This is a genomic window from Rhizobium sp. BK251 (assembly GCF_004345245.1).
In the GTDB taxonomy this organism is placed as follows: Bacteria; Pseudomonadota; Alphaproteobacteria; order Rhizobiales; family Rhizobiaceae; genus Rhizobium.
On sequence record NZ_SLUQ01000009.1, the window covers coordinates 154,723 to 167,038 of the forward strand.

The following is a 12,316-nucleotide window of genomic DNA, read 5'->3' on the forward strand; positions in this document are numbered from 1 at the left end:
GGCGGACCGGGGACAGACTGGACCTTGGTACAGTAATCTGCCCGCCTTTCGGCCGAGGCCGGAAGGGACTTTCATTTTACCTAATATATTGCAATCATTGGACGTTGAATCGTTGGGAGGCGACGCGCTCAGTATGGTCGAAGTATCGGATATCGTGGTTCAAACCGTGAAGCGCGGGCCACCACATCCACAGGGAAGGAAAAGGACGCCACTAGGCTGGTTCAAGGCCCAGACCCTTTCCATACAATTCCTGGCCGCGAGCGGCGTTCTCATACTCTTCACGACTCTGATTGCCGGCTATCTGATCTCCGAAATCACGTCCGGAAATGCGGTCCGCAACAAGGCGGGTGCGGCCGCACTCCTGGTACAAAGCATGACAGAGCCGATCGTGCAGGAGCTTGCGTCGGCGGATGTCCTGCCGCCGCAAGATATCGCGCAGCTAGACAGGCTGCTCGCCGACCCGTCATTCAGGCAGCGCTTCCCGCATCTCGAGATATGGAAACCGGACGGCACGGTCGCTTATTCGCTATCGAAGGAACTGATCAACCGCCGCTTCGATCCGCCGCTCGGGCTTCGTGAAGCGCTGTCCGGAGATGTGGCTGTACTCCGTGCCGACCTCAGCGCGCCGGAACATACGATGCGCAATTTCCACAACCGCTACCTTGAAATCTACAGCCCCTTGCGGGAGCACTCATCGGGCAGGATCATCGCCGTCGCCGAGATCCACGAGGCGGTTCTGGCGGACGAGGCGGCAAGGCAGCGCTGGATAAGCTGGGGTGCTGTGGCACTCGTCTCCGCCTTCCTCATGGCGGGCCTCTTCGGCATCGTGCAGCGCGGCAGCCGAACGATCGAACTGCAGAGGCAGCACCTGACTCAGCGCGCCGAGGAAGCCGAGGCGACTTCGGCGGAGATCCTGCAGCTGCGGGAACGAGCGCGGCTGGCTTCGTTGGAGCTCGCTGCCCTTAACGAGAGGTTCATCCGCAGCATAGGTGCCGACCTGCATGACGGGCCGTCGCAGCTGATCGGATTTGCAGTCCTGCAGACCGAACAGGTGCGCACGGCCAGGAGCCCTGCCCACCGCAGGACGGCGCTTGCTGCGCTGAAGGAGGCGCTGGACACTGCTCTCGCCGAGATACGCATGATTGCCAAAGCGCTGATCCTGCCGGAGATCGAGCATCTGGGCGCAGAGGCGATCATCGCCCGGGCGATAAAGCTGCACCAGGCGCGGACGGGCTCGAAGGTCACGTTCGAGGCGCGCAACGCGAATATCGAACTGCCGCCGGCTATCAAGACCTGCCTCTACCGATTCGTGCAGGAGGGTCTCAACAACGCATACCGGCATGCCGACGGCAACGGCCAACAGGTCCGATGTCGTATCGATGCACGGAGCATTGAGGTGTCCGTGCATGACAGTGGCCGCCAGGGCGGCGGCGTCACGGAGACCGGCAGAGGTGCCGGCATGGGCATCTACGGCTTGCGCCAACGAATAGAGAGCCTTGGAGGAAGGCTCTCCTTCGAACGCATGCTAGGTCGTGGGGCACGGCTGAAAATGAAGATCGAACTGGGGGGAGGAGTTCCGGTTGGGGACTACAACATCGCTGATCATCGTTGACGACCACGCGCTTTTCAGAATGGGCGTATCGAAGACACTGGCCGGAAACGAGGAGATCGAGGTCGTCGGCGAAGGCTCTACCAAGGCCGACGCGATTGCCCTTGTCGAGGAGTTCCTGCCATCCATTGCCCTGCTCGACATATCGATGCCGGGTAACGGCATCACCGCAGCGCGCGAGATTCATAGCCGCTGGCCAGCCGTGAAGGTGGTCATGCTGACGGTTTCCGAGGAGGAGGACGACGTGATGCAGGCCCTCGATGCCGGTGCCACGGGCTACATCCTCAAGGGAATTGCAGCACCCGACCTTGTCGCGGTCCTCATCGCCATAGCCCGCGGGCAGACATATCTCGATCCAAAGGCCGGCGCGTTGCTCTTCAGCGCCATGAAGGCGCAATCGAACGAACGCGGGACGTCACAGCTCGCGGATTCCCTTTCGCCAAAGGAACAGGAGATCTTTCGCTCCCTCGGCCGAGGCCTGAGCAACCGGGAAATTGCTGCCGCGATGGGAATACAGGTGCGGACCGCCAAATTCCACGTCTCCCGCATACTTGTGAAGATGAAGGCGAAGAACCGGGTCGAATTGGCGCTGCTGGCGCAGAGGCTTCTATCAAAATGAACAAGTGGGATCGCAGGCGCCTCGCGGATCGACACGACATGGAGGAACGGCCGTGAACAGGCGATCGGGATTTCGAAACGGAACAAGTCGCAGCCCGGCTCTCGATTCTATCTTCGGGCGGGCCACGATGCGGGACCTGCTGCTCAATCGGTTCCGCGCCCTGCGGCTGGAAATGCAGTTCATCATCATCGCATCCCTGGTCGTGGTCGCCTTGATGTTTCTGCTGGGCCTGTGGACGACCAACAGCCTTGAACGCGCTGCACTGAAGGGCGTAGGCACGGTCGGTGCGCGATATCTGCAGACGTTCGTCGCGCCCCTTATCGAGAAGGGCGACTGGCGTGACGGCATGATTTCCACGGAAGCCAGGGACAGGCTCCAGGAATTGCTCGGCACGAGCGCGCTCGGCCAGCATGTCCGCGAAATCAAGATATGGAACAGGGATGGAAGCCTTTTTTATTCGACCTCCGGTAAATCCATCGACAGGCCGGTGATCTTCCCGGCGCTCAGGCAGGCAATCTCGGGTGAGGTCGTCGTCTCCCGCACTACGGCCGGCGAGAAGCATCCCTATGACGACGCCGAGCGCGCCGCGATGTATATCGAAGTCTATGCGCCACTCGTCCGCGATCCGTCCGGCAACGTCGTCCTCGTCGGCGAATTCTATGAACGGCCGGAATACCTTGCCGCCGAACTCGCGCCGGCCTGGAGATCGACGCTCCTGATTGTCGGCTGCGTGACGATACCGATGCTTGGCGCGCTCTATCTGGTCGTTCGACGCGGCAGCCGCCTGATCGATCGCCAGCACGAGGCCTTGCGCACAAGCCTGAAACGAGCACTCGACCTTTCGAACCAGAACAGGAAGCTGCGCCTTGGCGCCGAACACGCACGCATAGAGGCGGGCAAACTCAACGAGAAGATTCTCGACCAGATCGGCAGCGAGCTTCACGACGGGCCGGTTCAGGTCCTGACCCTTATCCAGCTAAGGCTGAGCGACGTCGTACAGCGGGAAGACCAGGCCACGGGCGCCGCCGACCGCGAAAACATCGGTAAGCTGATGCTGCTGACGGCACAGGTCCTCGAGGACCTTCGCAACATCTCGACCGGCCTCGTGCTGCCGGAACTGGAGGATCTCTCGCTGAACGATTCGATCCGCCTTGCGGTATCGCGGCACACGAACCTCGTCGGGATGCCAGTCGATGTCGAAGGCGACGTCAGCCACTCGGCCGTACTGTCGAATCTCAACATCTGCGCCTACCGATTCGTGCAGGAGGCGCTGATCAATGCCCACCGCCACGCGCCGCAGAATCGGCTGCTTCTGCGCTACGGCAGGCAGGGGAGCCGGATCTTCATAAGTGTGGCCGACATAGGCACGTCCGCCGCGCCGATACCGCCTCGGGACCTCGCTCGGATCAAGCTCGGCAAGCTCACGCAGAAGCGGCGCATAAGCGCCTTCGGTGGGAGGATGCGCACGGTGCGGCGCAAGAACGGAACTTTCGTGATTGCATCGCTGCCGGCCGGGCAGCAGGTCTGAAGCCCTATCCTTTCGGGACGAAGGGCATCGGCCTAGTTGAAGCGCGCGCCCGTGTCGGCGCCGGCTGTCTCCATCGGCACATCCAGCTTCTGCGCGGCGAGGACCACTTCCAGACGGTTGCGGGCGTCGAGCTTCTGCATCAGGAGCGTCATGTAGTGCTTGACCGTCTTCTCGCTGATGTCGAGCATGCAGGCTATTTCCCGGTTGGTCTTGCCCATCATCAGGTAACGGACGATCTGTTCCTCGCGCGCGCTAAGACGCTTCTGGATGCGCGTCTTGCGCCGAAGCTCGGCTGCCTTCATCGAGAGGATGACCTTGGTCGCGAAGCCGGGAGTGATGAAGGTGTTGCCGCCATGGACGATCTTGATCGCCTCGTGCAGGTCCCTGGCGGTGCTTCCCTTCAGGACATAGCCGTTAACGCCGAGGTCAAGGACTTTGACGGCAGTCTCGATGTTCGAGGCAGCCGTGAAAACGATGATCTTCGTGGCGTTGTGGTTCCGGACGATCATCTCGATCGTTGCCATCGTGTCGCCGGGCATGTTGAGGTCGAGGACGAGGACGTCTGGCCGTTTCTCTTCGGCGATCTTCAGCGCATCGACCGCGTTCTCGCCCTGGGCGGTGATGAAGAGATCGTCCTTACCGGAGTAAAGACTGACAAGACCTTCAAGCAGAATCGGATGATCATCGACAAACGCAACTGATATCGGCATGCACTCGACCCTTCCCCCAGTTTTCACCTAAGCTAATATATGGGTTGAGGATGTCAAAGCCGCTCATTAGCAATCAGTTAAGTCTTAAGGCGTAGACGAGGCCTAGATATTCTACCTGTGATATAGGATTTCCGCCCGTTTTGGCCGTATTTCATACTGTCGCGATAGTTTCTGCCTTTTGGTGCTACTCTTGATTGAGCATGGAGGGCTGCACGGGGGTGTGGTCGGCGCGGCAAAGACTGCCTGTGGTCTTGAGACCATGCAGGGAACTTGGTAGCCGGACTGGTAGCCTACGACAGCTGTAGGCGGAAGCGCGCCGAGAAGCTGCCCTCCCACCACATCGGAAAGTTCGTGCCCCACTTGTTGTTGTGCAGGTTGAAGCGGATGCCGGCTTCGAAGCTCGGCAACGCCCGACAAAAGGTCATGAAATCCCAGCTCTGTGGCGCAACAAGCGGTGTGTCGAGAGGCTCGATGGTCAGCGATCCGCCGCCGAGATCGCCACGCACCGCAGAGACGGCCTGAAGCTGAGCGCCGCCGCCCGGGGCAAAATTGCCGGATGGGTGCCATTGCCCCATTTTCCGAAAGCTCCAGTCGGCCGCCTCCGCAGGCGTGAAGGAAAGGAAGCTTGCTTCCGGCATTCGGTTGGCGGCCTTGCCAAGCAGGGTGAGGCGCAGATCCAGCGATTGTCCGATCGCGGAGAACTGCAGCAGCACGCGCTCGGGCGCGCCGAACTTCGTTGCAGCTTCCGAAGGCATGGAGAGCAGCGCGGCTCCGGCGCCCGAACCTGAAAGTGTCGGCGCGAAGGCCTTCGAAAGCGCTGCCCCCGATCTTCCGAGGCCCGGCTTGTCGTGGTCAAGGATCGCCCACTCCTGCCGATGGGTCAGATAGGTGTCCATGTGCCGGTTCATGTCATCGGCGTCGTAGCTCTCATAGCGATAGCCGATGAGCGAGCCATCACGGCCGGAAACGGTCTTGCCCGAGGGTGCGGTAATTGCCGCGACATCGCCAGTCGCCTCATCGAGGCTGATCGACCAGTCTCCTGTTCTCAGCGTCAGGTCGCGAGCGCGCGGCTCGACAAGTGCGGGTGCGGCGAGATCGTCGAGGGCTGCCTGGGCGGCAGGGCGGTCCTCCTCGCCGAGCTCTCGAACTGCCCGATCGAGATAGCCGCGCTGTTCTTGCCACGAGGCCTCGGTATAGGCGAAACGGTAGTCGGCTTTGCGTGCCGCCTCGAAATCCTCGCGTGACCACGCCTTGTCGTCCCGCAGATAGGATTTGATGTCGACGCCGCAGGTGTGCTCGGCAACCATCGCAAGGCCACGACCGAAGGCAAGCCGCTCCGTCGTGAGCTCCTCGACCGCAAACCGGTCGTAGAGCCGTTGCAAAGCCAGGAAGCGGGCCGTCTTCGTCGGGTCGCTGGCGCTGCCGTGGATCCAGCTGTCGCCAAGTTCAAGCTCGACCACCGGAAACTGCTTGCGACGATCCCAAAGCAAGGCGCCGTAGTCTTCGAGCGTTGCCGCGCGGATCACGGCCCCGGGCTCGCGGTGGCGCATCTCGCGATAGGCGTCCGCCGTCTGCGATACGCTCTGCGGGCCGATATTGTCGCTGGTATGGGCAAAGCTCAGTCCGTCGTCGAAGCCCTCGGGGAAATAGGTTTCGCCGTAGGAGCGCTGGTACATGACGACGACTTCGTCTCCGCCCGGCGCTCGCCAGCGGAAGACATCCGGCACTTGCGGCGGCGGCGAGGCCGTGTTGACGCCAAGATGCAGGAAGCGGATGCCGGCTTCCGCCAGCAGCGGCACCATGCCGAGCGTGTGGCCCGGCACATCGGTCATCTTGGCCGCGGTCGTCCTTTTGCCGAACCGCCGGTCGAGCTCCTGCGAATAGGAGAGCCCGGCGCGAAACAGATCGGGAGACATCAATTCCGTATGCGTGGTGAAGGGCAGCCCATGCCAGCGGATGAGCCCGCGCTCGATCGCCTGCTCCAGCTTGGCGACTTCCTGCGGTGTGCGCGAGTTCAGGTGATCCCAGATCAGCCAGGCGCCCGTGGTCCAGATGAATTTTGGCTCCTCCGGGTTCTCGGCGTAGAAATGCGCCCCTGTCTCGATCGCCTGGGGAATGAAGCGCTCGTGATATTGCCGCCGGACCTTCTCGGCGTGGTCGGTGAAACCGATGTCGAGATGGGTCTTGAAGATGAGGTGGACGCGTTTTTCGGTCATTTTCATTCCATTCAGCCGACGGTACCGCGCACGACGAGCCGGGTGCTCAGCGTTTCCGTGAGCGGGGCCGCATCGGGCGTCTTGAGGCGCATGAGGATCAGCCGGACGAGCGCCCTGACGCGCTCTTCGAGATCGATCCGGACGGTGGTCAGGTTGTAGCTCTTCCAGTGCGATTGCGGGATGTCGTCGAAGCCGACGACCTTGACGTCGCCGGGCACCGAGAGGCCAAGCTCGTGGCGCAGCGCATCGATCGCGCCGAAGGCGCCGACGTCGTTGGAGGCGAAGACGGCATCCGCGCCTTCGCCGATGCGGAAGAGATCGAGCGTGGCGCGATAGGCCGTGTCGTAGGTGTAGTCGCCCGCCACGATGACCGGCGGCTCCATGCCGCGCTCGGCCATTGCCTTCGTGATCATGCGCTGGCGTTCGGTGTTTGCAAGCGACTGCGTCTTGCCGGCGAGATAGGCAATGCGCCGCACTCCGTAGCCCTGCAGCAACGCGACCGCCTGCCCGATGCCGTCGCTCTGGCGAACGAGCAGCCGGTCATAGAGACTGGCCGATGGCTTGCCTGCGAACTGTTCTGCATCGTCATAGATCACATAGATCGGTACGGCGTGGTCGAGGAAACCGCTCAGCACGTCCGGCTCGATATTTTCCGTAAAGGCAATGACTGAATCCGGGTTGAAGCCGCGCATATAGGTCAGCAGCGTCGGGTCCATGCTGAAATCGGCCTTCGCCTTGAAAAGCAGGGTCGCGAAGCCCTCCGCCTGCAGCGCCGTCGTCAGTGCGTCGATCTCTGCGCTCTCCCACGGACTGCAGACATCCGGCACGATCATGCCGACGAGGTGCGTGCGCCGTGTCACGAGCGAGCGGGCAGCCATGTCGGGCGTGTAGTTCAGTTCGCGGGCGATCTGAAGGATGCGGTCGCGCTTTTCCTGCTTGAGCGACGCATTCGGATTGAAGGCACGCGAAACGGCGACGCGCGAGACATTGGCCTCGCGGGCCACCTGGTCGGCGGTCGCGCGCATTGTCCTCTTTTCGCTTCGTTCGCTCATGGGAAACAGTGCCAGAAATGAAAACGTGTTCATTCAAGGTGCACTTGCTCGCTGCGTTTCGTCAAGAAGGGGCGCTAAAAAACTCCAAAAATTGTGCAACTGCTGCCATAGACGCTCTTTTCTTCATCATCAGCTGCTGTCGCTCGCGATCCGTGTTGACAAAAATGAAAGCGTGTTCATTCTTATTCGCGGATGAGGTGAGGTTGGGCCGGAGGAGGCCGTGATGCACCGAAACCGAAAACGGTCCGTGTGAGATCCGGGCCAATCCTTGGGAGGAGCTTCAATGCGCAAGAGCATTCAGTCTTTATTGCTGGGCGTTTCGGCGGTGATCGCACTGTCGGCCCCGGTATCGGCCACCGAACTCAACATCACCTGCCGCTGCGTCATCGGCGGCGTGAATAGCGGCATGGCCGAGTGGATTCAGAACAAGATCATTCCGGCCTTCACCGAGAAGATGAAGACGGAAGGCAAGGATGTGACCGTCACCCTCAACCAGTTCGGCGGCGAGGACGAGCAGCTGACCCAGCAGCTCGCACTCGATTTCTCGACTGGCGCCGGCCCTGACGTTTCCGGCTTCGACGGCTTCCTCATTCCGAGCTTCGTGCAGGGCGGCCTGCTGAAGCCGCTCGACGAGGTTGCGGGGACCGAGGTCGACAGCTGGGAAGGCTGGGGCCACATCGCCGACGGCACCAAGGCGCTGATGAGCTACCAGGGCAAGCCCTATGGCATCGCGCTCGGCACCGACGCGCGCATGATCTTCGTCCGGAAGGACCTCTTCCAGAAGGCGGGCATCGACGCGGATGGCTGGCAGCCGAAATCCTGGGACGAACTGCTGGAGGCCGCGCGCAAGCTCAAGGCCGCCGATCCGGAATCCTTCCCGCTGCAACTGAATGCCGGCGTCTCCATGGGCGAGGCGACGACCATGCAGGGCTATTGGATGGCGCTTCTCGGCACCGGCGAGCAGGTCACCGACGAGAACGGCAAATACATCGTCGCGAGCCCCGGTATCCTCAACACGCTGAAGCTCTACAAGACCATCTATGTTGACGATAAGCTCGGCGACCAGCGCGCGCAGCTGCTGGCCGACGGGCGCAATCGCACCTTCACGAACTTCCGGGACGGCAAGACGGCGATGCTCGTCGAGGGCGACTGGTTCTACCGCTCGGTGACTGCCGAAGGTTCGGAATTCGCTGTTGCCGATCGCAACAATGTCATGACCTGGAAGAAGATGCCGGCCGAAGCGCCGGGCAAGGGCCTGCGCGGCCAGGATTTCGTGACGATCTCGGGCGGCACCGGTTTCGTCATCAATCCGCACACGGATGCGCCGAAGGAATCCTGGGAACTGCTCTCCTTCATGAACAGCCAGGAGCAACTGACCGCATTCCAGGAAATCCAGCCGGCCATTCGCATCCGCGATGACGTCGCGATCCCCAATGCACCATTCCTGACCGAGACCTCGAAGACGCTGCTGCCGCTCACGACGGCACGTCCGAACGACGCCAACTACAATAAGGTCTCGGCCGAAATCCAGCGCATGACGGAAAGCGTCGTGTCAGGGGAAATGTCTCCCGAGGATGCCATGGCCCAGTACAAGGCCTCCGTCATCGGAATCGTCGGCGAGGAAAATACCGTAAGCCGTCTCTGATCCAATCAGGATACCGCCCGGCGTTTTTCGCCGGGCGGTATGCCCCAGGTTGGTTCATACGGTCCGAGGCAGTCACGCATGAAGAAGTTTTCTCTGCTTTCCACGCGCGCGGGTGCGCTTTTCCTGGCGCCCGCCGCGGCGCTGGTCAGCGTCTTCGTCATCATCCCGTTCTTCTGGGTGATCTTCGTCTCCTTCACCAACCGCACGCTTCTGGGGCGCACCGCACTCGATCCTGATTTCGTCGGGCTGCAGAACTATTTTGCGCTGTTCAATCCCGCGACCTTCTTCACGCGCGGCCAATTCGGCTTTTCGCTGATCCTCACCTTGCAGTTCGTGCTGCTTTCAGCGCTTGTCGGCCAGGCGCTGCTCGGCCTGCTGCTTGCCTGGCTCAGCCAGTCCGTTTCGCCAGCACTCAAGTCCTTCCTGCAGACGGCTGTCATCGCGGCCTGGATCCTGCCGGAAGTGGTGATCGGCTTCGCCTGGTTCGCCTTCCTCGATTATGACAACGGCACGCTGAACATGATCATGCGCGGGCTCGGCCTGCCGCCCGGCGACTGGCTGCTGCAGCAGCCCTTCTGGGTCATCGTCTTCTTCAACACCTGGCGTGGCGCGGCCTTTTCGATGATGCTTTTCAACTCGGCCTTCCAGTCGATCCCGCCGAGCTATTTTCAAGCGGCAGACGTGGCAGGCGCCACTTCATGGCAGAAATTCCGTGACATCGCCCTGCCCCTCATCCGCGGCCATGTCGTGACCGACTTGATCCTCATCACCATGTGGACATTCAATGTCTTCACACCTTTCCTGCTGACGAACGGCGGACCTTCCTACCGGACCGAACTGCTCTCCATCTACACCTACCGCATCGCGTTCAAGGATTTCGAGTTCGGCAAGGGGGCGGCCGTCGGCGTGGTCATCATGCTCATCAACCTGGCCTTCGCGCTCGTCTATCTGCGGATGGCCCGCAAGAGCCACAAGGAAGTCGAGTGATGCAGATCTCCCGCAGCATCTACGTCCGCCGCCTCGGCTTTTCCGCGGTCGCGGCCCTGTTGGGAGCGATCTTCGCCCTGCCGCTGATCTGGTTCGTCTTCGCGCCGTTCAATGCGCGCGCGGAGCTGGGACTTGCACTTCCCGAGCCGTTCACGCTCTCGAATTTTGCGACCGTCTTCCAGAACACCTTTGCGATGCGGGCGCTGCTGAACAGCCTCATCCAGGCCTTCGGCGGCGTGATACTGGTGGGGGCCGCGGCCACGCTTGCGGCCTATGCGCTGTCGCGATCCTCGGTCCCCGGCAAGGGTGCAGTCACCTATGTCCTGCTTCTCTTCTCGTCGGTCGTATCGGGCTCGGCGGCCATGGTACCGATCTTCCTGATCGTCTCGGCCGCGGGGCTCATCGACACCCATCTTGCGGTCATTCTCGTCTTTGCCGGAGGGCTGCTGCCGACGGCAATGTTCATCCTGCGCGACTTCATCGATGCCATTCCGCGCTCCTACGAGGAGAGCGCCATGGTCGCCGGTGCCTCGCCCCTCCAGGCCTTCTTCGACGTCGCACTGCCCGTCATCCGTCCGGGCATCGTCGTGGTCGTCGTGTGGGCTTTCGTCAACATCTGGGGAAGCTTCCTCATTCCCTTCATCCTGCTGCGCAGCGACAGCCTGATGCCAGCTTCGGTCGCGATCTATTCCTTCTATTCGGAAGCGGGCACGCCGATCGTCACGCTGCTCGCCGCCTATTCCCTCATCTATTCCTTGCCCGTCATCGCGCTCTACCTCTTCGTGAACTGGAAATTCGGCTTCCGGTTCTTCGGCGGCATCAAGTCATAATCGGAAAGCAAGTTTCATGGCCTCTGTCGAATTCCAGAACGTTTCCAAAAGCTTCGGCGCGTTCAACGCCGTGCCGGATATGAGCTTTTCGATTGCCGACGGCGAGTTCGTCTGCCTGCTTGGACCGTCGGGATGCGGCAAGACCACGAGCCTGCGCATGATCGCTGGCCTCGAGACGCCGACCGCCGGCAAGGTGCTGATCGGTGGAAGGGACGTGACCTACCTGCATCCCAAGGACCGCCAGATCTCCATGGTGTTTCAGGACTACGCGCTCTACCCGCACATGAATCTCGCCGACAATATCGCCTATCCGCTGAAGGTGCGTGGAGAGGCCGAGGCGAAGCGCCATGCCCGTGCCAAGGAGGTGGCCGACGTCCTCAAGATCGGGGACCTCCTGAAGCGCCTGCCGAGCCAGATTTCCGGCGGCCAGCAGCAGCGCACCTCGCTTGCCCGCGCGCTTGTCTATCCGAGCCAGGTCTATCTCTTCGACGAGCCGCTTTCCAATCTCGATGCGAAACTGCGCCTGGAGGCGCGCGGCTTCTTGAACCATCTCCAGCGCGACATGGGGATGACCGCGGTCTATGTCACCCACGACCAGGCCGAAGCCATGGCGCTTGCCACCCGCATCGCCGTGATGGACAAGGGCCATATCGTCCAGTTCGCGCCGCCGATCGAGATCTACCGCCGTCCTGCCACGACCTTCGTCGCCAATTTCGTCGGCAATCCGCCGATGAACCTCGTGGTGGTCGACGCCATGGTCGACGGCGGCCAGTTGCGGCTGCGCGCGGATGGCCTGACGTTGGCGGGCCTGCCCGTTTCGGATGCCATCGCAAAGGCTGCAGCGGCTGGGCGCTTGACCCTCGGCGTCCGTCCCGAGCATCTGCGCATCGCCCGCGAAGGCGACGAAAACGTCATCGCCGGCGAGCTCTTCGCAAACGAGAACATGGGACCGGAAAGCCTCGTGACCATGGAGCGGGCGGACGCAACACGCGTTACGGCACGCATCTTCACCGATGACGAGATCAAGGTCGGAAAGACCGTCAAACTTTCCTTCGAAGCCGCGCATATCACGCTGTTCGATAGCGCCGGTGCGCGCATTCCGGTGAGCGGCGAGTAAGCG

General features: G+C 61.7%; 10 protein-coding genes. 7 read left to right on the forward strand and 3 right to left on the reverse strand.

What is annotated here, in order from left to right:
* Positions 1-133 precede the first annotated feature (133 nt).
* From EV286_RS23500 to EV286_RS23510, 3 genes are all read left to right on the forward strand, one after another.
* Positions 134-1,612, forward strand: coding sequence for an ATP-binding protein (locus EV286_RS23500; RefSeq protein ID WP_132959602.1), 1,479 nt, complete (start codon positions 134-136; stop codon positions 1,610-1,612).
* Positions 1,581-2,228, forward strand: a complete 648-nt coding sequence (locus tag EV286_RS23505; protein WP_245500805.1) for a response regulator transcription factor — start codon at positions 1,581-1,583, stop codon at positions 2,226-2,228. The genes EV286_RS23500 and EV286_RS23505 overlap by 32 nt, the downstream gene beginning before the upstream one ends.
* A gap of 127 nt (positions 2,229-2,355) precedes the next feature.
* Positions 2,356-3,756 (forward strand): histidine kinase, encoded by a 1,401-nt coding sequence (locus EV286_RS23510; RefSeq protein ID WP_132959603.1) that lies wholly within the window; start codon positions 2,356-2,358, stop codon positions 3,754-3,756.
* Between the two features lie 32 nt (positions 3,757-3,788).
* On the opposite strand, the gene EV286_RS23515 is transcribed toward EV286_RS23510, so the two are convergent.
* The 3 genes from EV286_RS23515 to EV286_RS23525 all read right to left on the reverse strand — a co-directional run bounded on the left by EV286_RS23515 (position 3,789) and on the right by EV286_RS23525 (position 7,707).
* Complete coding sequence (locus EV286_RS23515; protein ID WP_132959604.1) at positions 3,789-4,466, reverse strand: response regulator transcription factor; 678 nt, start codon at positions 4,464-4,466, stop codon at positions 3,789-3,791.
* Between the two features lie 290 nt (positions 4,467-4,756).
* Positions 4,757-6,682, reverse strand: coding sequence for a DUF5054 domain-containing protein (locus EV286_RS23520; protein ID WP_132959605.1), 1,926 nt, complete (start codon positions 6,680-6,682; stop codon positions 4,757-4,759).
* Positions 6,683-6,693: 11 nt separating this feature from the next.
* Positions 6,694-7,707: a LacI family DNA-binding transcriptional regulator gene (locus EV286_RS23525; RefSeq protein WP_245500806.1), complete on the reverse strand. Its 1,014-nt coding sequence runs from the start codon at positions 7,705-7,707 to the stop codon at positions 6,694-6,696.
* A gap of 310 nt (positions 7,708-8,017) precedes the next feature.
* Between EV286_RS23525 and EV286_RS23530 the strand changes: the two genes are divergently transcribed.
* The 4 genes from EV286_RS23530 (at position 8,018) to EV286_RS23545 (ending at position 12,313) form a co-directional block, all read left to right on the forward strand.
* Positions 8,018-9,379 carry an extracellular solute-binding protein gene (locus tag EV286_RS23530; protein WP_132959606.1) on the forward strand — a complete coding sequence of 454 codons (1,362 nt, stop codon included), beginning with the start codon at positions 8,018-8,020 and terminating at the stop codon, positions 9,377-9,379.
* Positions 9,380-9,457: 78 nt separating this feature from the next.
* Positions 9,458-10,366, forward strand: coding sequence for a sugar ABC transporter permease (locus EV286_RS23535; protein WP_132959607.1), 909 nt, complete (start codon positions 9,458-9,460; stop codon positions 10,364-10,366).
* Complete coding sequence (locus EV286_RS23540; protein WP_132959608.1) at positions 10,366-11,196, forward strand: carbohydrate ABC transporter permease; 831 nt, start codon at positions 10,366-10,368, stop codon at positions 11,194-11,196. The genes EV286_RS23535 and EV286_RS23540 overlap by 1 nt, the downstream gene beginning before the upstream one ends.
* A 16-nt stretch (positions 11,197-11,212) precedes the next feature.
* Complete coding sequence (locus tag EV286_RS23545) at positions 11,213-12,313, forward strand: ABC transporter ATP-binding protein (RefSeq protein WP_132959609.1); 1,101 nt, start codon at positions 11,213-11,215, stop codon at positions 12,311-12,313.
* The last annotated feature ends 3 nt before the right edge of the window (positions 12,314-12,316 follow it).

Coding starts and splice junctions, on each gene's coding strand:
- EV286_RS23540 (WP_132959608.1), top strand. CDS start 10,366: ATGCAGATCTCCCGCAGCATCTACGTCCGCCGCCTCGGCTTTTCCGCG.
- EV286_RS23545 (WP_132959609.1), top strand. CDS start 11,213: ATGGCCTCTGTCGAATTCCAGAACGTTTCCAAAAGCTTCGGCGCGTTC.
- EV286_RS23500 (WP_132959602.1), top strand. CDS start 134: ATGGTCGAAGTATCGGATATCGTGGTTCAAACCGTGAAGCGCGGGCCA.
- EV286_RS23530 (WP_132959606.1), top strand. CDS start 8,018: ATGCGCAAGAGCATTCAGTCTTTATTGCTGGGCGTTTCGGCGGTGATC.
- EV286_RS23510 (WP_132959603.1), top strand. CDS start 2,356: ATGCGGGACCTGCTGCTCAATCGGTTCCGCGCCCTGCGGCTGGAAATG.
- EV286_RS23520 (WP_132959605.1), bottom strand. CDS start 6,682: ATGACCGAAAAACGCGTCCACCTCATCTTCAAGACCCATCTCGACATC.
- EV286_RS23515 (WP_132959604.1), bottom strand. CDS start 4,466: ATGCCGATATCAGTTGCGTTTGTCGATGATCATCCGATTCTGCTTGAA.
- EV286_RS23525 (WP_245500806.1), bottom strand. CDS start 7,707: ATGCGCGCGACCGCCGACCAGGTGGCCCGCGAGGCCAATGTCTCGCGC.
- EV286_RS23535 (WP_132959607.1), top strand. CDS start 9,458: ATGAAGAAGTTTTCTCTGCTTTCCACGCGCGCGGGTGCGCTTTTCCTG.